General features: G+C 64.9%; 22 protein-coding genes. 14 read left to right on the top strand and 8 right to left on the bottom strand.

From position 1 onward, the window contains the following. Window positions 1–105: 105 nt before the first annotated feature. Together BMY06_RS17060 and lexA are read right to left on the bottom strand one after the other, a co-directional pair. Window positions 106–465: a hypothetical protein gene (locus BMY06_RS17060; protein WP_065060098.1), complete on the bottom strand. Its 360-nt coding sequence runs from the start codon at window positions 463–465 to the stop codon at window positions 106–108. 63 nt (window positions 466–528) lie between these two features. Beyond that, a complete protein-coding gene (gene lexA, locus BMY06_RS17055) occupies window positions 529–1,179 on the bottom strand; it encodes a transcriptional repressor LexA (protein WP_065060097.1) in 651 nt (216 codons plus the stop codon). Between the two features lie 269 nt (window positions 1,180–1,448). On the opposite strand from lexA, the gene BMY06_RS17050 reads away from it, so the two are divergent. The 6 genes from BMY06_RS17050 to BMY06_RS17025 all read left to right on the top strand — a co-directional run bounded on the left by BMY06_RS17050 (window position 1,449) and on the right by BMY06_RS17025 (window position 7,719). Further along, window positions 1,449–2,495, top strand: a complete 1,047-nt coding sequence (locus BMY06_RS17050) for a sulfate ABC transporter substrate-binding protein (RefSeq protein ID WP_074984259.1) — start codon at window positions 1,449–1,451, stop codon at window positions 2,493–2,495. Window positions 2,496–2,608: 113 nt separating this feature from the next. Beyond that, the gene (gene cysT, locus BMY06_RS17045; RefSeq protein WP_074984258.1) at window positions 2,609–3,535 is read left to right on the top strand and encodes a sulfate ABC transporter permease subunit CysT; all 927 of its coding nucleotides are present in this window, start codon (window positions 2,609–2,611) and stop codon (window positions 3,533–3,535) included. Next, window positions 3,532–4,524 (top strand): sulfate ABC transporter permease subunit CysW, encoded by a 993-nt coding sequence (gene cysW / locus BMY06_RS17040; protein WP_074984257.1) that lies wholly within the window; start codon window positions 3,532–3,534, stop codon window positions 4,522–4,524. The genes cysT and cysW overlap by 4 nt, the downstream gene beginning before the upstream one ends. Before the next feature lie 2 nt (window positions 4,525–4,526). Continuing rightward, window positions 4,527–5,585, top strand: coding sequence for a sulfate/molybdate ABC transporter ATP-binding protein (locus BMY06_RS17035; protein ID WP_074984256.1), 1,059 nt, complete (start codon window positions 4,527–4,529; stop codon window positions 5,583–5,585). Window positions 5,586–5,684: 99 nt separating this feature from the next. Then, window positions 5,685–6,611 (top strand): CysB family HTH-type transcriptional regulator, encoded by a 927-nt coding sequence (locus BMY06_RS17030; RefSeq protein ID WP_065060092.1) that lies wholly within the window; start codon window positions 5,685–5,687, stop codon window positions 6,609–6,611. A gap of 67 nt (window positions 6,612–6,678) precedes the next feature. Beyond that, on the top strand, window positions 6,679–7,719 hold the full coding sequence (locus tag BMY06_RS17025) for an asparaginase (protein ID WP_065060091.1): 1,041 nt from the start codon (window positions 6,679–6,681) through the stop codon (window positions 7,717–7,719). A gap of 93 nt (window positions 7,720–7,812) precedes the next feature. Here the strand turns inward: BMY06_RS17025 and lysM are convergent, their stop codons facing one another. The 4 genes from lysM to gcl all read right to left on the bottom strand — a co-directional run bounded on the left by lysM (window position 7,813) and on the right by gcl (window position 12,550). Then, on the bottom strand, window positions 7,813–8,313 hold the full coding sequence (lysM, locus tag BMY06_RS17020; RefSeq protein ID WP_065060090.1) for a peptidoglycan-binding protein LysM: 501 nt from the start codon (window positions 8,311–8,313) through the stop codon (window positions 7,813–7,815). Between the two features lie 543 nt (window positions 8,314–8,856). Beyond that, on the bottom strand, window positions 8,857–9,942 hold the full coding sequence (locus tag BMY06_RS17015; protein WP_124261095.1) for a 2-hydroxy-3-oxopropionate reductase: 1,086 nt from the start codon (window positions 9,940–9,942) through the stop codon (window positions 8,857–8,859). Further along, the gene (gene hyi / locus BMY06_RS17010) at window positions 9,851–10,648 is read right to left on the bottom strand and encodes a hydroxypyruvate isomerase (RefSeq protein WP_074984254.1); all 798 of its coding nucleotides are present in this window, start codon (window positions 10,646–10,648) and stop codon (window positions 9,851–9,853) included. Before hyi ends, BMY06_RS17015 begins: the two co-directional genes overlap by 92 nt. Before the next feature lie 126 nt (window positions 10,649–10,774). Then, on the bottom strand, window positions 10,775–12,550 hold the full coding sequence (gene gcl, locus BMY06_RS17005; RefSeq protein WP_065060087.1) for a glyoxylate carboligase: 1,776 nt from the start codon (window positions 12,548–12,550) through the stop codon (window positions 10,775–10,777). Between the two features lie 167 nt (window positions 12,551–12,717). On the opposite strand from gcl, the gene BMY06_RS17000 reads away from it, so the two are divergent. Then, window positions 12,718–13,629: a substrate binding domain-containing protein gene (locus BMY06_RS17000; RefSeq protein WP_065060086.1), complete on the top strand. Its 912-nt coding sequence runs from the start codon at window positions 12,718–12,720 to the stop codon at window positions 13,627–13,629. 21 nt (window positions 13,630–13,650) lie between these two features. On the opposite strand, the gene BMY06_RS16995 is transcribed toward BMY06_RS17000, so the two are convergent. Together BMY06_RS16995 and BMY06_RS16990 are read right to left on the bottom strand one after the other, a co-directional pair. Further along, a complete protein-coding gene (locus BMY06_RS16995) occupies window positions 13,651–14,043 on the bottom strand; it encodes a cupredoxin domain-containing protein (protein WP_074984253.1) in 393 nt (130 codons plus the stop codon). 64 nt (window positions 14,044–14,107) lie between these two features. Beyond that, a complete protein-coding gene (locus BMY06_RS16990; protein WP_074984346.1) occupies window positions 14,108–15,016 on the bottom strand; it encodes a metallophosphoesterase family protein in 909 nt (302 codons plus the stop codon). Window positions 15,017–15,224: 208 nt separating this feature from the next. Here BMY06_RS16990 and BMY06_RS16985 point away from each other — a divergent pair, with 208 nt between their 5' ends. The 7 genes from BMY06_RS16985 (at window position 15,225) to BMY06_RS16955 (ending at window position 20,265) form a co-directional block, all read left to right on the top strand. Continuing rightward, entirely contained in the window at window positions 15,225–16,073 is an 849-nt protein-coding gene (locus tag BMY06_RS16985) for an RNA polymerase sigma factor (protein ID WP_080180530.1), read from the top strand. After that, window positions 16,063–16,995 (top strand): anti-sigma factor family protein, encoded by a 933-nt coding sequence (locus BMY06_RS16980; protein WP_074984251.1) that lies wholly within the window; start codon window positions 16,063–16,065, stop codon window positions 16,993–16,995. Before BMY06_RS16985 ends, BMY06_RS16980 begins: the two co-directional genes overlap by 11 nt. 225 nt (window positions 16,996–17,220) lie before the next feature. Beyond that, on the top strand, window positions 17,221–17,592 hold the full coding sequence (gene rpsF, locus BMY06_RS16975; RefSeq protein ID WP_028204897.1) for a 30S ribosomal protein S6: 372 nt from the start codon (window positions 17,221–17,223) through the stop codon (window positions 17,590–17,592). A 46-nt stretch (window positions 17,593–17,638) separates the two neighbouring features. After that, window positions 17,639–17,938, top strand: coding sequence for a primosomal replication protein N (gene priB, locus BMY06_RS16970; RefSeq protein WP_028204898.1), 300 nt, complete (start codon window positions 17,639–17,641; stop codon window positions 17,936–17,938). Window positions 17,939–17,940: 2 nt separating this feature from the next. Beyond that, the gene (gene rpsR, locus BMY06_RS16965; RefSeq protein WP_028216787.1) at window positions 17,941–18,216 is read left to right on the top strand and encodes a 30S ribosomal protein S18; all 276 of its coding nucleotides are present in this window, start codon (window positions 17,941–17,943) and stop codon (window positions 18,214–18,216) included. A gap of 27 nt (window positions 18,217–18,243) precedes the next feature. Continuing rightward, on the top strand, window positions 18,244–18,696 hold the full coding sequence (gene rplI, locus BMY06_RS16960; RefSeq protein WP_065060083.1) for a 50S ribosomal protein L9: 453 nt from the start codon (window positions 18,244–18,246) through the stop codon (window positions 18,694–18,696). Window positions 18,697–18,879: 183 nt separating this feature from the next. Beyond that, window positions 18,880–20,265, top strand: a complete 1,386-nt coding sequence (locus BMY06_RS16955; protein ID WP_065060082.1) for a replicative DNA helicase — start codon at window positions 18,880–18,882, stop codon at window positions 20,263–20,265. Window positions 20,266–20,279 lie beyond the last annotated feature (14 nt).

Genomic DNA, 20,279 nt, shown 5'->3' with positions numbered 1-20,279 from the left:
AGTCGGCGATTCAATCACAGTGTTGACCACACGTGCGCCAAAACGATCCCTACACCCGCAAGAACCTCCGCCGACACGCTATTTCCCACCTTCCGATTTCACACCTTACTTCGCGAGCGCCGCCGCCAGATCGCTTTGCTGTTCGGCGATGCAGCGGTCGATGGCACGGCACACCGCGTCCATCGTGCCGACCATGATGAGACGCGACTGACCGTGATACACGCGCACCGGCGCGCGGCGGTCCGGCTGTTCCGTATTCAGCGTGCTGTTCAGCGACACGCGGGCGAAGGCCGGTTGCGCCGACGGCAGCGGCGGCAGTTCCGGCGTTTCCAGCTTCTCGAAAAGCGAGCCATTGAGCGCGGCGGCTGAGGCGCGCGCTTCACGCATTGCGCACGAGGCGATTCCGCGCAGATGGCGCAGACGGCCGAATTGACGGAAGGGCAACAGGCGGGCAAGGCGTTCCATGACTCTCTCCAGAGAAGTGCGCCACGAGGCGCAAAACCAGCGCTGACAGGCGCGGATGGATTCTTAGAATTCGGTGGGCCGGATCAGACCGACGGCAATGCCTTCGAGCGCGAAGTCGGCGCTGCCGGCCTGCACGAAGATGTTGTCGTAGTCGGGGTTCTCCGCGATCAGTTCGATGCCGTTGGGCTGGCGCTTCAGACGCTTCACGGTGACGTCGTCGCCCAGACGCGCCACGATGATCTGGCCGTCTTTCGCTTCGGCTTTCTTCTGCACGGCGAGCAGGTCGCCGTCGAGGATGCCGGCGTCGCGCATCGACAGCCCGCGCACCTTCAACAGATAGTCGGGGCGGCTGGAGAACAGCGCCGGGTCGCAGGCGTAGTTCTGCGAGATATGTTCTTGCGCGAGGATCGGGCTGCCTGCCGCGACGCGCCCGACCAGCGGCAGCGAGAGCTGCATGATGCTGGCGTGCGGCAGCGTGAACTGGTGCGGCAGGTCGTCGGGGCCGGGCATCAGACGGATGCCGCGCGAGGCGCCCGCCGCAAGCTCGATCACACCCTTGCGGGCCAGCGCGCGCAAATGCTCTTCCGCCGAGTTGGCCGAGCTGAAGCCCAGTTCGGCGGCGATCTCGGCGCGCGTGGGCGGAAAGCCGGTGCGCTCGATCGCGCGGCGGATCAGATCGAAAACCTGCTGCTGTCGTGCGGTGAGTTTGGTCATGTCGACACTGTATGTTTGAACAGGTAACTGTATTTTTATACAGTATTCGCCGCTTTTCAAGTGTTACTTGAACTTTGTCGTTTGGGTGCCGCCACAGCAGCGTTTCCCGGCGATCGGACGGACGAAAACACGCTCAAACGTCCGATTCCTCCGCCCTTACCACTTTTGCGTATTAAAGAATGAAAAAACATCATTTTTAATAATGTAAGCGGATCGCTAGACTGGCCTTCATCGATCGCAAGCACCACACGACAAAACGGAGAAAGTGGATGAATCAAGGCAATACGGGGCGCGCAGGCTGGCTGACTTCGCTGGCTGCAAAACTGGTCATCGGCATCGCACCGCTCGTCGGCATGGTGGCGATGGCGCCGGCTGCGCACGCGGATACCTCGCTGCTGAACGTGTCGTACGACCCGACGCGCGAGCTGTATCAGGAGATCAACGAAGCCTTCATCAAGCAGTGGAAGGCGAAGACGGGCGAAACGCTCACCATCAAGCAGTCGCACGGCGGCTCGGGCGCACAGGCGCGCTCGGTGCTCGACGGCCTGCAGGCGGACGTGGTGACGCTGGCGCTGGCCTGGGACATCGACGCGCTCGCCAACAAGGGCATCGTCGCGAAGGACTGGCAAAAGCGCCTGCCCGACAACGCCTCGCCGTACACCTCGACCATCGTGTTTCTGGTGCGCAAGGGCAATCCCAAGCACATCAAGGACTGGGACGATCTGACGAAGCCGGGCGTGTCGATCGTCACGCCGAATCCGAAGACCTCGGGCGGCGCGCGCTGGAACTACCTCGCGGCCTGGGCGTACGCCGAACATCAGCCGGGCGGCAACGACCAGAAGGCCAAGGAGTTCGTGACGAAGCTCTACAAGAATGCGGGCGTGCTCGATTCGGGCGCGCGCGGCGCGACCACGAGCTTCGTGCAGCGCGGCATCGGCGACGTGCTGATCGCCTGGGAAAACGAGGCCTTCCTGTCGCTGAAGGAATTCGGTCCGGACAAGTTCGAGATCGTGGTGCCGTCGGTGAGCATTCTGGCCGAGCCGCCGGTTGCCGTGGTCGACAAGGTCGTCGACAAGAAGGGCATGCGCAAGCAGGCCGAGGCGTATCTGCAGTTCCTCTATAGCGAGGAAGGTCAGGAGATCGCCGCGAAGAACTTCTACCGTCCGCGTTCGGACAAGGTGCCGGCGGCGCTGACGGCGAAGTTCCCGAAGCTGAAGCTCTACACGGTGGACGACACCTTCGGCGGCTGGGCCAACGCACAGAAGACGCATTTCGCGGATGGCGGCGTGTTCGACTCGATCTACCAGCCGCAATAAGCGCAGTCGCGGTTGTGCAGTAGCAGTATCGACGTAACGATAAAAACAAGGCGCGCCCAATGAGGCGCGCCTTTCGGCGCAACAGACGCGCAACCCATGTGAAGAGATCCAGCATGACGACGTTCCGATTACGCAAGCCAGGCGCGCTGCCGGGATTCGGCGTGACGCTCGGCATCACCGTGGCTTATCTGAGCCTCGTGGTGCTGATTCCGCTCGCGGCCACCTTTCTCAAGACCGCCACGCTCGACTGGGCGCAGTTCGTGCGCGCCGTGTGGTCGCCGCGCGTGATCGCGTCGTACCGCCTGACGTTTACCGCCGCGCTCGGCGGCGCGCTCATCAACGCGGTGTTCGGCTTTCTGCTCGCGTGGGTGCTGGTGCGTTACACGTTCCCGTTCAAGCGCGTGATCGACGCGCTCGTCGATTTGCCGTTCGCGCTGCCGACCTCGGTGGCCGGCATTTCGCTCGCGGCCGTGTACGCGGGCAACGGCTGGATCGGCCAGTATCTGCAGCCGCTCGGACTCAAGATCGCCTTCACGCCGCTCGGCGTGCTGGTCGCGCTGACGTTCATCGGCCTGCCGTTCGTGGTGCGCACGGTGCAGCCCGTGCTCGAAGAGTTCGAGCGCGAGCAGGAAGAGGCGGCCGCGTGCCTCGGCGCGTCGCGCTGGCTGACGTTCCGCCGCGTCGTGCTGCCGGCGGCGTTTCCCGCGCTGCTGACCGGCTTCGCGCTGTCGTTCGCGCGCGCGCTGGGCGAGTACGGTTCGGTCATCTTCATCGCCGGCAACGTGCCGATGAAGTCCGAAATCACCTCGCTGCTCATCATCACCAAGCTCGAGCAATACGACTATGCAGGCGCGACGGCGCTGGCCGTGGTGATGCTGTGCGTGTCGTTCGTGATGCTGCTGCTGATCAACACGCTGCAATGGTATTTGCAGCGCCGCACGAGCCGCGGTGGCGGCGCGCCGCGTGCGCCGAATGCAACGCAAACCACGACGCAAACCACGACGCAAACCACGCAAGTCGCCGCCGGAGGTGCGCAATGAGCACGAACGCACGCCGTATTCCGGCAGGCCGTCCCAACCCCGTGACCGAAGCGCCGTGGGTGCGCTGGCTGCTGACGGGCATCGCGCTGGCGTTTCTCGCGCTGTTCCTCGTGGTGCCGCTCGTCGCGGTGTTCTGGCAGGCGCTCTCGAAGGGCATCGGCTTCTATTTCGAATCGCTCGCCGATCCCGACGCGCTCGCCGCCATCAAGCTCACGCTGATCACGGCCGCGATCGCGGTGCCACTGAATCTTGCCTTTGGCCTGTGCGCGTCGTGGGCGATCGCGAAGTTCGATTTCCGCGGCAAGGCGCTGCTCACCACGTTGATCGACCTGCCGTTCTCGGTCTCGCCAGTGATCTCGGGTCTCGTCTACGTGCTGATGTTCGGCGCGCAGGGCTGGTTCGGTCCGTGGCTCGAAGACCATAACGTGCAGATCATCTTCGCGGTGCCGGGCATCGTGCTCGCGACGATCTTCGTGACCTTCCCGTTCGTCGCGCGCGAGCTGATTCCGCTGATGCAGGCGCAGGGCACCGACGAAGAAGAAGCCGCGCACGTGCTGGGCGCGTCGGGCTGGCAGATGTTTCGCCGTGTGACGCTGCCGAACATCCGCTGGGGTCTGCTGTACGGCGTGATTCTCTGCAATGCGCGCGCGATGGGCGAGTTCGGCGCGGTCTCGGTGGTCTCGGGTCACATTCGCGGCCAGACCGACACCATGCCGCTGCACGTCGAGATTCTCTACAACGAATACAACTTCGCGGCGGCCTTTGCCGTGGCGTCGTTGCTGGCGCTGCTCGCGCTCGTGACGCTGGGGCTCAAGCTGCTTGCCGAGCGCCACATGTCTGCCGAACTGCGCGACGACGACGTGCCGGCCCACGCCGGTCCGCCGCCGGCTTATGCGGCCGCGTCGACGGCCGCGTCGGGCAATCAACCTCATTCGCAACCCGCGTCCCGCACCGGCGCCGCGCGTCAATCGCTTCAACAGGAGCTGTAATCATGGGCATCACCGTCAGCAATCTGCACAAGCGCTTCGGCGACTTCACCGCGCTCGACAACGTCTCGCTCGATTTTCCGGCGGGCGAACTGGTCGCGTTGCTCGGGCCGTCGGGTTGCGGCAAGACCACGCTGCTGCGCGTGATCGCGGGCCTCGAATACGCCGATGAAGGCCAGGTCGTGCTGCAAGGTCAGGACGTGGGCGAGGTGGGCGCGCGCGAGCGTCAGGTGGGCTTCGTGTTCCAGCATTACGCGCTGTTCCGTCACATGACGGTGTTCGAGAACGTGGCGTTCGGCCTGCGCGTGAAGCCGCGCAACGAGCGGCCGTCGGAAGCGGTGATCCGCGAGAAGGTGCATGAACTGCTCAAGCTCGTGCAGCTCGACTGGCTCGCGCAGCGCTATCCGTCCGAGCTGTCGGGCGGCCAGCGTCAACGTATCGCGCTGGCGCGCGCGCTCGCGGTGGAGCCGAAAGTGCTGCTGCTCGACGAGCCGTTCGGCGCGCTCGACGCGAAGGTGCGCAAGGAATTGCGCGGCTGGCTGCGCCGTCTGCACGACGATCTGCATATCTCGACGATCTTCGTCACGCACGATCAGGAAGAAGCGCTCGAAGTGGCCGACCGCATCGTCGTGATGAATCACGGTCACGTGGAGCAGGTAGGCAGCCCGCAGGACGTCTACGATCATCCGCAGACGGCGTTCGTCTACGAGTTCCTCGGCGCGGCGAACCGTTTGCGCGGCAGCGTGACGGCGAGCGGTTTTGTCGCCGATGGCGCGGCGCAGGCGATCTCGGTGCAGGCGGGTTTCGAAGGTCCGGCGCTCGCCTATGTGCGTCCGCACGATCTGGTGCTGCATCGCGACGCGGCGCAGCATGGCGACGGCATCGTCGTCGACGTGCGCCGCGTGGTGACGCTGGGCGGTTCGGTGCGTGTGGAACTCGAAAGCCGCACGGGCGGCGCGCTCGAAGCGCAGCTCGACCGCGAGGCGTGGCGCGCGCTCGATCTTTCGGTCGGCGACGGCGTGACGGCGGTGCCGCGCGGCCTGCGCGTGTTTCCGGCGCAATAAACCCAATCAGCACAATATCGGCGCAACGATGCGCGGCTAGCCGCGCATCCACTACACTAAAAACATCAATAAACGGTCGGCAGTTCCGGAGAGAAGAACATGAATTTTCAGCAGTTGCGTTTCGTGCGCGAGGCCGTGCGGCAGAACATGAACCTGACCGAAGTGGCGAACGTGCTGTACACGTCGCAGTCGGGTGTGTCGAAGCAGATCAAGGATCTGGAGGACGAGCTGGGCGTCGACATCTTCATTCGACGCGGCAAGCGCCTCACGGGTCTCACGGAGCCGGGCAAGGCCGTGCATCAGCTGATCGAGCGCATGCTGCTCGACGCGGAGAACCTGCGCCGCGTGGCGCGCCAGTTCGCCGATCAGGACAGCGGCCACCTCGTCGTGGCGACGACTCACACGCAGGCGCGCTATGCGCTGCCGAAGGTCGTGCACCAGTTCCGCGAGGTGTTCCCGAAGGTGCATCTGGCGCTGCGCCAGGGCAATCCGCAGCAGATCGCGCAGATGATCATCAACGGCGAGGCCGATATCGGCATCTCGACCGAAGCGCTCGATCGTTTCCCCGATATCGTGACGTTCCCGTGCTATTCGTGGCATCACGTGGTGGTCGTGCCGAAGACGCATCCGCTCGTGGGCCGCGAGAATCTCACGCTCGAAGACATCTCCGAATATCCGATCATCACTTATGACCAGGATTTCACGGGCCGCTCGCACATCGACCAGGCGTTCGCGAAAGCGGGCGTCGTGCCCGACGTGGTGCTGACCGCCATCGACGCGGACGTGATCAAGACCTACGTCGAACTCGGCATGGGCGTGGGCGTGGTCGCGGCGATGGCCTACGATCCGAAGCGCGACAGCGAACTGGTCGCGCTCGACACGCAGCATCTGTTCGAGGCGAGCACGACGCGCGTGGGTCTGCGCAAGGGCGCGTTCCTGCGTCAGTACGCGTACCGGCTGATCGAGATGTTCGCGCCGCAACTGACCGAGCAGCAGATCGCGAGCCAGTTGCGCGAAGTGGTCTGAGGCGTGTTGATTGGCCCGAGCAACGGGCCAGATGGCGGTGGAGGGCGGATCGCTTAAAATCGCCGCCATGACTACCTCTTCTTCCTCCCAGAACGCGGCCGGCGCTTCGGCGCTGCCGCGCATCGCGGTGCTCGCCACGGGCGGCACCATCGCCGGCTCCGCGCCCGACGCGGCCAATACGGCGGGCTATCAGGCCGGCGTGATCGGCGTGGCGCAATTGCTGGCCGCAGTGCCGGGCCTCGACGCCGTCGCGCAGATCCACGCCGAGCAGGTCGCGAGCGTCGACAGCAAGGACATGTCGTTCGCGCTCTGGACCACGCTCGCGCAGCGCGTGAACGCCTTGCTCGCCGATGACGACATCGACGGCGTGGTGATCACGCACGGCACCGACACGCTCGAAGAAACCGCCTATCTGCTGCATCTGACCGTGAAGAGCGCCAAGCCGGTGATCCTCACGGCGGCGATGCGTCCGGCGTCTGCGCTGTCGGCCGACGGTCCGCTCAATCTGCTCAATGCCGTGACGGTCGCGGCGAGCGGCGCGGCGGCCGGGCAGGGCGTGCTCGTCGCGTTCAACAACCGCATGCATTGCGCGCGCGACGTCGCGAAGATCAGCACCTATGCCGTCGATGCGTTCCAGTCGCCGGAAATCGGTGCGCTGGGCTGGGTGCAGGACGGCCGCGTGGACTTCCAGCGCCGCGCGCTGCGCCCGCACACGCTCGATACGCCGTTCGCGGTGGTCGACGACGCGGCGCAGTGGCCGCAGGTCGACATCGTCACGAGTTATGCGGGCGTCTCGCGCATTGCCGTGGATGCGCTCGTGAGCGCGGGCGTGCGCGGCATCGTCGTGGCGGGCACGGGCAATGGTTCGATCCACGCCACGCTCCAGCAGGCGCTCGCCGACGCGGCTGCGCAAGGTGTGGCCGTGGTGCGCGCCTCGCGCGTGGGTTCGGGTCACGTGATGCACAACGGCGCGGCGAAGGACGACGCGCTCGGCTTCGTTTCCGCGGGCACGCTGAGCCCGTACAAGGCGCGTGTGCTGCTGATGCTCGCGCTGGCCGCGGGCAACACGCAGAAGGACGCCTTGCAGCGTGTGTTCGATACGTATTGATCGCTGACTCGCGCAGCACGAGAATCAGCATGAAAAACGGGCCTTGCGGATCGCTCCGCAAGGCCCGTTTCCGTTCCGGCCGCAGGTTTTACTTTACTGCAGCGGCGGAATGACGAGCACCTGACCCGGATAGATCTTGTCCGGGCTCTTGAGCATCGGCGTGTTGGCCTGGAAGATGACGTCGTTCTTCGCGCCGCTGCCGTAGTACTTTTCGGCGATCTTCCAGAGGTTGTCGCCCGCGACCACCGTGTGGTGCTGCGCTTCCGGTGCGGGATTCGTGACGGTCAGCTGGTCGTCGACCTTGTCGACGTTCTGGACGTTGCCCGCGGCCACGAGGATTTTTTCCTTGGTGGGCTGATCGGCGGCGTTGCCCGTGACGGTCACGGTGTGCGAGACGCCGTCGTAGGTCACGCCGAGGTTGTCGGCGTCGAGGCCCTGCGAGCGGATATAGGCCGCGATCGCGTCGCCGGCCTTCTGGTTCAGGTCCGCGAGATTCGCAGCCGGTGCGGCGGCGGGTTCGGCGGCTTGCGCCGGCGCGGAGGCCGAGCCGAACAGTTTTTCGCCGGCTTCCTTGATGAAATTGATAATGCCCATCGATCACACTCCTCACGTGCTGGGGGTTGATTGAGTGACCACGCAGCCAGTTGCGCGTTGACCTGCGCGTTCACCTTGCGCTGCCGGCGTGACACACGAATGAAAGCACGATTCTAGAAACGCGGACGCGAACGCGTCCAGCGCGAGGAGGTAAAAGATTGTGAAATGCCGCGCGGGCGTTGCGCGTGGGCAGTGCGGGAATTGAAGGGCGCGGCCATCCGACAGGCGGACACCCGGAGACGACGTCTGACCGACCAAGGCTTCCCCGTCGTCGCCGAGTGCCGCTTTCGGACCCCACTGGCCGCCCTCAGCCCAGAGCGGCCCCGATTTGCCTCGCAGCGGTTGCCGCCGCCACGAAGCGCCCCACCGATGGCCGTCGCGTCGCGCGCGCCGGCCTGAATGCGTGAATGCGTGAATACGTGAAGGTGTTTCTTATCGTTCGAACGCCGCTGGATGGAACCGGCGATGCGATGCGTGTGCCTTGCTCGCACGCATCGCCGATTCGTCCATCGCTACAGCGGCTTGCGCAACGTTTAGCGTCGCTTACGCGGCCTTCGCCTGCGCTTCCGGCGCCTGCGCGATTTCGAAGTTCGCCATGATTTCGAGTGCGCGGATCATCGCCGAATGATCCCAGGCCTTGCCGCCGTTCGCCGCGCACACGCTGAAGAGCTGCTGCGCGCTCGCCGTATGCGGCAGGGCGATGCCCAGCTTGCGCGCGCCGTCGATCGCGAGATTCAGGTCCTTCTGGTGCAGCTCGATGCGAAAGCCCGGATTGAACGTGCGCTTCGTCATGCGCTCGCCGTGCACTTCGAGAATGCGCGACGACGCGAAACCGCCCATCAGCGCCTTGCGCACGCGCTCCGGATCGGCGCCCGAACGCGCGGCGAACAGCAGTGCCTCGGCCACGGCTTCGATGTTCAGCGCCACGATGATCTGGTTCGCGACCTTGGTCGTCTGGCCCGCGCCGTTGTCGCCGACGAGCGAGATGTTCTTGCCCATGATCTCGAACAGCGGCTTGGCCTGGTTGAAGGCCTTTTCCGGGCCGCCGACCATGATCGAGAGCGTGGCGTCGCGTGCGCCGACTTCGCCGCCGGATACCGGCGCGTCGAGATAATCGCAGCCGAGCGCGTTGATCTGCTTCGCGAACTGCTGCGTTTCGAGCGGCGAGATCGAACTCATGTCGATCACGAGCTTGCCGGCCGAGAGACCCTTGGCCACGCCGTCGTCGGCGAACAGCACGTTCTGCACGTCGGGCGTATCGGGCACCATCACGATCACGATGTCCGAAGCCTGCGCGACGGCGGTCGAGTCGGCGACCACGGTCGTCTGCGTGCGCAGATCGTCGGGCACCGGATATTTGCCGTTGACGGCCAGCGTGTGGCCGCCCTTCAGAAGGTTGCGCGCCATGTGCGCGCCCATGATGCCGAGGCCGATAAAACCAATCTTTGCCATCTGTGTTGTCTCCAGTTGAGTCGAATGCGGTTCGATAAGTCGATGCGTGCGGTACGCGCGGCGCGAACGTCGGCGCTGCGTGAAATCAGGCGAGTTCGGCGGCGCGTTGCTGCGCGCTGCGCAACCAGCCGAGGCCGTCGACGGTGGCCGCTTTGGGCTTGTATTCGCAGCCGATATAGCCTTCGTAGCCGAGCGAATCGAGCAGATCGAACAGGAACGGATAGTGGATCTCGCCCGTGCCCGGCTCATTGCGGCCGGGGTTGTCGGCGAGCTGGATGTGAGCGATCTTCGCGAACTGCTTCTTGAGGGTCGCGGCGAGTTCGCCTTCCATGCGCTGCATGTGATAGATGTCGTATTGCAGGAACAGATTGTCGGAGCCGACCTGCTCGATCACGCCGAGCGCTTCGGCCGAACGGTTCAGCGCGAAGCCCGGAATGTCGTAGCTGTTGCACGGCTCGACCAGCAGGCGGATGCCTTCGCGCTTCAGTTCGCCCGCCGCGTAGCGCAGGTTCTCGACGATGGTCGCAAGCGCCGTATCGCGATCGACGCCCGCCGTCGGAATGCCGACGAGGCAGTTCAGTTGCGGCACGCGCAGCGCGCGGGCGTACTCGATCGCACGTCCCACGCCTTCCTTGAATTCGCTCTTGCGATCGGGCAGGCAGGCGATGCCGCGCTCGCCGGCTTCCCAGTTGCCGGCCGGCAGGTTGTGCAGCACGAGCTTGAGGCCGTGCGCGTTCAGGCGCTCGGCGAGTTCGGCGGCCTTGTACGGATAAGGAAACAGGAATTCCACGGCATCGAAGCCCGCCTCGGCAGCCGCGGCAAAGCGGTCGAGGAACGGCACTTCGTTGAACAGCATGGTGAGGTTCGCGGCGAATTTCGGCATGAGTGTCTCGCGGGTCGGTCAGGGTGGGAGCGTCCGCTTTTCGCGCATCAGGGCTGAGCGCGAAAAGCGGGTGGAAGCACTACACAAACACTAAGGCAATACGACGAATACTGTTTCGTCGAATCATCAGGATTGCAGGGCGATCGCGGTCGGCGCGTGTTCCGGCTTGTCGGCGAGTTCCTCGAACTCGTTGATCGCGTCGATCTCGGCGCCCATTGCAATATTGGTCACGCGTTCGAGAATCACCTCGACGACCACCGGCACGCTGAACTCCGCGGCCATCGATTGCGCCTGCTTGAGCGCCGGTGCAATCTCCTCGGGCTTGAACACGCGCAGCGCCTTGCAGCCGAGACCTTCGACCACGGTCTTGTGATCGACGCCATAGCCGTTCACTTCCGGCGCGTTGATGTTCTCGAACGCGAGCTGCACGCAGAAGTCCATGTCGAACTGGCGCTGCGCCTGGCGGATCAGGCCCAGATACGAGTTGTTCACGAGCACGTGCACGTAGGGCAGCTTGAACTGCGCGCCCACGGCCAGTTCCTCGATCATGAACTGGAAGTCGTAGTCGCCCGAGAGCGCCACGATCGGGCGCGACGGATCGGCCGCACGCACGCCCAGCGCCGCCGGAATCGTCCAGCCGAGCGGGCCGGCCTGGCCGCAGTTGATCCAGTTGCGCGCCTTGTAGACATGCAGGAACTGCGCGCCCGCGATCTGCGAAAGGCCGATCGTGCTCACGTAGCAGGTGTCGCGGCCAAACGCCTTGTTCATTTCCTCGTAGACGCGCTGCGGCTTGATCGGCGCGTTGTCGAAATGCGTCTTGCGGTGCATCGTGGCCTTGCGCTGCTGGCAGTCGGCCACCCACGCGCTGCGATCCTTGAGCTTGCCGGCGGCCTTCCATTCCTGCGCGATTTCGACGAACAGTTCGAGCGCGGCCTTCGCATCCGAGACGATGCCGAGATCCGGACCGAACACGCGGCCGATCTGCGTCGGCTCGATATCGACGTGCACGAACTTGCGGCCCTTCGTATAGACCTCGACGCTGCCCGTATGGCGGTTGGCCCAGCGGTTGCCGATGCCGAGCACGAAGTCGGAGGCGAGCATCGTCGCGTTGCCGTAGCGGTGCGAGGTTTGCAGCCCGACCATGCCGGCCATCAGCGGATGGTCGTCGGCGATGGCGCCCCACGACATCAGCGTCGGAATCACGGGCACGCCCACGGTTTCCGCGAATTGCACGAGCAGGTCTTCGGCCGCTGCGTTGAGCACGCCGCCGCCCGAAACGATCAGCGGCTTCTCGCTCGCGTTGAGCAGTTCGAGCGCGGCTTCGATCTGCTTGCGCGTCGCCTTCGGCTTGTAGACCGGCAGCGGTTCGTAGGTGTCGATGTCGAATTCGATTTCGGCGAGCTGCACGTCGATCGGCATGTCGACCAGCACCGGACCCGGACGGCCCGAGCGCATCAGATGGAACGCCTGCTGGAACACGCGTGGCACGAGCGCCGGCTCGCGCACGGTCACGGCCCACTTGGTGACGGGTTTGGCGATCGATTCGATATCGACGGCCTGGAAGTCTTCCTTGTACAGACGCGCGCGCGGCGCCTGGCCCGTGATTGCGAGGATCGGAATCGAGTCGGCCTGGGCGGAGTAGAGGCCCGTGATCATGTCGGTGCCCGCCGGGCCCGAGGTGCCGATGCACACGCCGATATTGCCCGGCGCGGCGCGCGTGTAGCCTTCGGCCATGTGCGAGGCGCCCTCGACGTGACGCGCCAGCACGTGCGTGATGCCGCCGGCTTTCTTGAGCGCCGAGTAGAACGGATTGATGGCGGCGCCCGGCACGCCGAACGCGGTGTCGATACCTTCTTTTTCGAGCACCAGCACGGCGGCGTCGACGGCTCTCATTTTGGCCATGAAATGTCTCCTGAATGTCGCGGCGGCCTGAACAGGCCGAGGGATACAGCGCTTGAGGGTCACTGTAGGCTTGCAGGAAAGGTTTGATAAGATCAGTCCGGGTCGCTTATTTCGATACAAAAAGTATGGAATGACCGGGCGACGAGAGAATCGGAAGGAGACAGACGATGGATCGCTTCAAGCAGATCGAGACCTTCGTGCGCGTCGCGGAGGCGGGCAGTCTCGCGGCGGCGGCGCTGGAGGAGGGCGTGTCGCCCGTGATTCTCGGCCGTCGGATCGACGCGCTCGAAAAGCGCCTCGGTGTGAAGCTGATGTACCGCTCGACGCGGCGGCTGGTGGTCAGCGAGGAAGGCGCCGCGTTTCTGGAGCGCTGCCGCGGGCTGCTGGCGGAATGGGAGCAGGCGGAGAACGAGCTGTCGGTGGGGCGGCGCGTGGTGAACGGGCATCTGATCGTCTCGGCGCCCGCCGCGTTCGGGCGCAAGCACGTCGCGCCGCTCGCGCCCGAATTTCTCGCCGACAAACCCGAGTTGCAGGTGTCCTTCAACCTGACTGACCGCGTGGTCGATCTGGTGCGCGAGGGCTATGACCTGTCGATCCGCATCGGCGGCTCGGTCGATCCGAATTTCGTCGCCGTGAAGCTCGCCTCGAACCGGCGCGTGGTGTGCGGCACGCCGGACTATTTCCGCAAGCACGGCCGGCCGAAATCGCTCGAAGATCTGCCGAACCACAATTGCCTCGCGTTCAATCTGCAAGGCGGACAGAATCGCGGCTGGTATTTCCGCCGCAATGGCAAGCTCGCGACCGTGCGCGTGGGCGGCAATCTCGACTGCAACGACGGCGAGTTGCTGCACCGCTGGGTGACGGAAGGGCTCGGGCTCGGCTGGCGTTCGACCTGGGAGATCGACGCGCAGCTCGCGCGCGGCGAACTGGAAACCGTGCTCGACGAGTACGCGCTGCCCGATTACGACATCCTCGCCGTGTATCCGCAGCAGCGCTATGTGCCGGCCAAGGTGCGCTATTTCATCGATTATCTGAAGGCGATCTATTCGCGGCCCGGATATTGGACCGACGACGTTTGAGTCGCTGATCCACGATTTCGCTTATCCGACCGTGATCACGCCGTTCATCGTCTCGTGGCCCGAGCCGCAGAAGATGTCGCAGAGAAACTGCACCGTGCCCGCGTCGCCCGCCGTGGCCGCGAGTTTGACGACGCTGCCGGGCGGCACGTCGGCGCGCACACCGTACTGCGGAATCGAAAAGCCCATCGTCGTGTCCTGCGACGTCAGCTCGAATATGACGCTTTCGTGCGGCGCGAGCGCGATATGGTCGGGCGTGAACACGAAGCGGCGCGCGTGAACCTTGATGACGCGCGGCGCGGCCTGTGCGTCCACGCGCAGCAATGCGCCCGCGCCCATCGTGGCGGCTGCGAGCGCGAGCCAGCGGCGGCGCGCAAGGCGCGGCTCACGGGCGCGCAAACGATGAAGTTTCAGCATGGTGGTCTCCTGATTGTGTGTGCTTCGCGTGCGCCTTGTGTGCGCTTCGATCCCGTGACAACCTTCACCCGATCTCGCGGATCGGCACCTCGGTCAGCGCAAACGCGCCGGGCGCGCCATCGACATCGACGCTGCGCCAGCCGAGTCCCTTGTACGGCGCGGCCGCGTCCCACGGCACCGGCAGGCGCTTGGGCTGCGACATCGGCGCGGGCAGCGCGAACATCAGCGAGCGCGCGGCGTGGTGCGAGACCGAGCCCGTCATCGTGTGGTTCTCCTGATGAATGTGGCCGTAGAACACCGTGACGTTCGCGTGTTTCTGCAACAGCGCGATGGCCTGCGTGCCGTCGCGCGTCGCCCAGTCCCACTGCGGCGCGAGATCGAACAGCGGCCGGTGCGTGAAGACGACGATGCGCGCGTCCTCGGGCTGGCGGCCGAGATCGTCGGCGAGCCAGGCGAGTTGCGCGTCGCCGATACGGCCCGCCGGGTCCGAGACGTTGTCGAGCACCACGAAATGCACGCCGCGATGATCGAAGGTGTAGTGCGTCGCGCCGAAGATCTCGCGAAACGCCTCGCCGTTGTCGAGACTCGCATCGTGCTCGCCGGGCATCAGATAGAGCGGCTTCACGCGCAGTCCCGCGACGATCTGCTGGAACTCGCGCATGCGCGCGCGGCGCACGGCCGGATCGTCGGTCGTGTGCGTGAGGTCGCCCGTGAAGACGACGAAGTCGGGCGTGGCGGGCAGCGCGTTGACGGCGGCGATCGCCTTGGGCAGTGTGCCTTTCGCATCCGGATTGATGGCCGCCCCTTCGAAGCCCCAATGGGCGTCGGAGAGCTGGACGAAGAAAAAGTCGGCGTGGCCGGCCGCCTGGCCCGAGGCCCAGCCGGGCAGCGCCGAAGCGAATACGGCGCCGCCGCCGAGCGCGGCCAGCTTCAGGAAGTGTCGGCGCGAAAGAGGCGCGGGGGTGGTCGGCATGTCGGTCTCCTCGTGGAGGGTGGGGCGCGTCTGCTTGTCGGCTTTGCATCGGCGCATGACTGCCATACCGGTGTCGGCATCGTTCCATTCCCGATTTATTTTTGATTTCGCGCGGGATTCGCGGGAATAAACTGCCCGTGAAGCCAGTCATGCCGATGTGGGACGAACGTTGGCATGAAGGTGGCGCACGAGGGCGCGAGGGGACGACGTGGGCGAAACCGCGAACGGGCAGCACGGCGAGACGCAGCGCGATGCACAGGACGTGCAGGACGCGCGGGCGCGCAATGCGCGCTTTCAGGCGCTGGCGCTGCCGCATCTGGACGCCGCGTACAACCTCGCGCGCTGGTTGTCGCGCAATCCCGGCGACGCCGAGGACATCGTTCAGGACGCGTTTTTGCGCGCGTTCCGCTTCTTCGATACGTTTCGCGGCGATCAGGCGCGGCCGTGGCTGCTCGCGATCGTGCGGCGGGTCTGGTACGACGAGTGGCGGCGACGGGCAGGCGCGGAAGAAGTTGCCCCGTTCGACGAGCTGCGTGACGACACGCCGCCGGACGGCTGGGAGACCGGCAGCGTCGATCCGGAAACGCTCGCGATCCGCGCCGAGGATGCGCGCCGCGTGCAGGACGCGCTGCAGCGTCTGCCGGTCGAGTATCGCGAAGTGCTGGTATTGCGCGAGCTGGAGGACATGGGCTATCGCGAAATCGCGATGGTCATCGACGTGCCGGTCGGAACGGTGATGTCGCGTCTCTCGCGTGGCCGCAAACGGCTCGCGGCGATGCTGGCGGCGCAACACGCGCGGGGCACGGCTGATGGTGCGAGAGGCTGTGCGCAGACACAAATACCGCCGTCATCGCCGATAGCCGCAAGGCAGGATGGCAAGACCGATTTCGGGGGCAACAGCAAGGCGTGGAGACCATCCGGCCGGGGGCCAGACGGCCGGTTCCGCGAGGAGCCGGCCGTCGACGGCGGAAGTGCTGTGCCGTCGATGTCGCCCGGGGTCGCGCCGACCTCGAATTCCACGGTGAGCCGCACGACGGAGGCGCCAGATGAACTGTGATGAAGCGCGCCCGCTGCTCGATGCGAGCGTCGATCGAGAACTTTCCGCCGCCGACGAATGGCGCGTGCGCGAGCATCTGGATGGCTGCGCGCCGTGCCGCGAGGCGGCCGATACCGCGCAGGCGATTTCGCGGGCCGTGCGCGTCGCGCCTTATCATCGCGCGCCGTCGGGACTGGCCGCGCGCATCGTGGCAGCCTTGCCGCCGCTCGAGGCGGCGAGTCCGGAACCGGCTCCGCTGCGGGGCGACGATGACGTGCGCACCGTGCGCGCTCCGCAATCGCCGTCTGCGGCCGGCGGGAAATCCGGTGGGAAGGCGGGCCGGCTCGCGGGCTGGAGGTGGCCGTCCCTCGTTGGCTTCAGTGGTTCGGGCAATGCGTCGGGCGCGCGCGCGCCGGCGTTCGCCTGGTCGGCGCTGGGCGTGCTCGCGCTGTGTGCGCTAGGCGTCGTCGTGGCGCTGCATCTGCGTCAACCGGTCGCATCGGACGCTTTCGTCGACGAACTCGTGGCGAGCCACGTGCGCGCGCAGATCTCGGGCCGCGATCTCGACGTGATCTCGACCGATAGCCATACGGTGAAGCCGTGGTTCAACGGCCGCATCGACTACGCGCCGCCGGTCGAGGATCTCGCCGCGCAGGGCTTTCCGCTCGTGGGCGGCCGGCTCGACTACGTGGGGCGCGAGCGCGTCGCGGTGCTGGTGTACCGCTTCCGCAAGCACGTGATCGACGTCTACGTGTTCCCGCCGGGCGTGTCCGGCCCGCAGGCGGACGCCGCCGCGCCGCCGCGCGACGACGGCTACGCGCTCGCACACTGGCAGGCGGGCGGCATGACCTGGTGGGCCGTCACCGACGCCGGGCCGGATGCGCTCGTCGGCCTGCGCGCCGCGCTCGACGCCCGGCTCGCGGGCGGCGGAAGTGGGGGCTAGGGCGCGTTTTTCGCCGCTTTGGGTCCGCTTTGGGCCGGCTTTGGGCCTGCTTGGCGCGTATCGCGCCGCCGTGCGCACCACGCAAGTCCTTGAAAACACGCCTGATTCAGCACGTCACTGCATGATTTGGCTTGCGCGCGTAGCGTGGCCGCGCTACAATCTTCGGCTTCTCACTTGCCGCACCGGTTCCGACGCCCGGGTGGCTTTAATCCACAAGGAGTGAATATGCGTCATTACGAAATCGTCTTCATCGTGCACCCCGATCAAAGCGAGCAAGTGCCCGCGATGATCGAGCGTTACAAGGGCACGATCACGTCGCACGGCGGCCAGATCCACCGCATCGAAGACTGGGGCCGTCGTCAACTGGCCTACATGATCGAGAAACTCGCGAAGGCTCACTACGTCTGCATGAACATCGAATGCGACCAGACCACGCTCGACGAACTCGAACACGCGTTCAAGTTCAACGACGCTGTGCTGCGTCACCTCATCGTCAAGATGAAGAAGGCCGAAACCGGCCCGTCGCCGATGATGAAGGAAGTGCAGCGCGAAGAAGCCAAGAAGGCGGCTGCTCAGCCGACCGAAGCGCAGGCTTAATTACACAAGCCATCAGGATTCGAGCTCACTTGCTTAAGCACACTGCGTGAACAGGCTGCAACTCACGGCTAGCGTCGTCGAACGCGAACCGGTGCGGTACACACCCGCCGGCGTTCCGATTGCCAGCGTCACGTTGCAGCACCGCACGGAGGTCGTCGAAGCGGGGATTCCCCGATTCGTCGAGCTCACGATGCCCGCGGTGGCGGCAGGCAAGGCCTGCGGTCTGGTCGAAAGCTGCGAGATGGGCGTGGAAGCGCTCTTCACCGGTTTTCTGGCGAAAAAGCACCGCAACGCGCGAACCCTGGTGTTTCACATCACCGAAATGCAAGGTACAGGAAAGGACTAATCATGCCCCGCCCGACTGGTAAGAAATTCGACAAGCGTCGTCAACAGCAAAACCCGCTCTTCAAGCGTAAGAAGTTCTGCCGCTTCACGGCTGCAGGCGTCGATCAGATCGACTACAAGGACATCGAAACGCTGAAGGACTTCATCGGCGAAAACGGCAAGATCACGCCGGCTCGTCTGACGGGTACGAAGGCCCACTATCAGCGTCAGCTGGACACGGCTATCAAGCGCGCGCGTTTCCTCGCGCTGATGCCGTACACCGACCAGCACAAGGCCTAATAAGACGACGCTACAAGGAGCAATAGAATGCAGATCATTCTTCTGGAAAAAGTCGTCAACCTGGGCAACCTCGGCGACATCGTCAAGGTGAAGGACGGTTACGCACGTAACTTCCTGATCCCGAACAAGAAGGCTCGCCGCGCAACGAAGGACGCAATCGCTGAATTCGAAGTTCGCCGCGCTGAACTCGAAAAGGCCGCCGCTGAAAAGCTGGCAGCTGCCCAAGGCGAAGGCGAAAAGCTGAGCGGCCTGTCCGTTCAGATCGGCCAGAAGGCCGGCGTCGACGGCCGTCTGTTCGGTTCGGTCACGAACGCGGACATCGCCGAAGCGCTCACGAAGCAAGGCTTCGCAGTGGAAAAGGCGCAAGTGCGTCTGCCGGAAGGCCCGCTGAAGATCGTTGGCGATCACCCGGTGCAAGTTTCGCTGCACACGGACGTGCTCGTCGACATCACGGTGTCGGTGCTGGGCGAACACGCCTAAGCACGCATGCGGTCCTCACGGACCGTGTGTTCGCGCCGTTCTACGTCGCAAAGAACAAGAAAGGCAGGAGCCGCAGGGCTTCTGCCTTTTTTGTTGCGCGCTCATCGCACTCGCTTGCTTGCACGCGCTGTTGCACTTTTTGAAGCTTGTGAGCGCCCGTCCGCTGTCCGATAATTGCCCTCCATGAACGCTCCGAAAGATCCCCAACTCGAGTCGCTGAAAGTCCCGCCGCATTCGATCGAAGCCGAACAATCGGTGCTCGGCGGCCTGCTGCTGGATAACGGCGCCTGGGACCGGATTGCCGACTTCCTCTCGCAAAGCGACTTCTACCGCTACGATCACCGCCTGATCTTCGAGCATATTGGCCGCCTGATCTCGTCCGCGCGTCCCGCCGACGTGGTGACCGTGTTCGAATCGCTCGGCACCTCGGGCAAGGCCGAGGACGTGGGCGGTCTCGCGTACCTCAACGCGCTGGCGCAGAACACGCCGAGCGCCGCGAACATCCGCCGCTACGCGGAAATCGTGCGCGATCGCGCGGTGCTGCGCCGCCTCGTGTCGGTCGCCGACGAAATTTCCTCCGACGCCTTCAATCCGCAAGGCAAGGAAGTGCGTCAGCTGCTCGACGAGGCCGAGGCCAAGGTGTTCTCGATCGCCGAAGACGGCGCGCGCGGTACTCAGGGCTTCCTCGAAATCGGGCCGCTGCTCACACAGGTCGTGGAGCGCATCGACACGCTCTATCACACGGCCAATCCGAGCGACGTGACGGGCACGCCCACGGGCTTCATCGACCTCGACCGCATGACCTCGGGCATGCACGGCGGCGAACTGATCATCGTGGCGGGCCGTCCGTCGATGGGTAAGACCGCGTTTTCGATGAACGTCGGCGAATATGTGGCCGTGGAATACGGCCTGCCGGTCGCGGTGTTCTCGATGGAAATGCCGGGCACGCAGCTCATCATGCGTATGCTCGGTTCGGTGGGGCGCCTTGACCAGCACCGCATGCGCACGGGCCGCCTGACCGACGAGGATTGGCCGAAGCTCACGCACGCCGTGCAGAAAATGAGCGAGGCGCAGATCTTTATCGACGAAACCGGCGGTCTGAACCCGATGGAACTGCGCTCGCGCGCGCGGCGTCTGTCGCGCCAGTGCGGCAAGCTCGGCCTCATCATCATCGACTACCTGCAGCTGATGAGCGGTTCGGGCAGCGGCGAAAACCGCGCGACCGAAATTTCGGAAATTTCGCGTTCGCTCAAGAGTCTGGCCAAGGAACTCGATGTGCCCGTGATCGCGCTCTCGCAGCTGAATCGCGGCCTCGAACAGCGTCCGAACAAGCGTCCGGTGATGTCGGACCTGCGTGAATCGGGTGCAATCGAACAGGACGCGGACGTGATCCTGTTCATTTACCGCGACGAAGTGTACAACCCGGACAGCCCCGACAAGGGCACCGCCGAGATCATCATCGGCAAGCAGCGTAACGGTCCGATCGGTCCCGTTCGACTCACGTTCCATGGTCAATACACGAAGTTCGACAATTTTGCCGGCGCGCAAACCTTCTATGGGAGCGAGTAAGGGCGCCGTCTGAA

Origin of the sequence: Paraburkholderia tropica (assembly GCF_900109265.1) — a bacterium.
GTDB lineage: Bacteria > Pseudomonadota > Gammaproteobacteria > Burkholderiales > Burkholderiaceae > Paraburkholderia > Paraburkholderia tropica.
The sequence above is the reverse complement of the archived record's forward strand: the minus strand, read 5'-3'. Positions and strand labels throughout refer to the sequence as shown.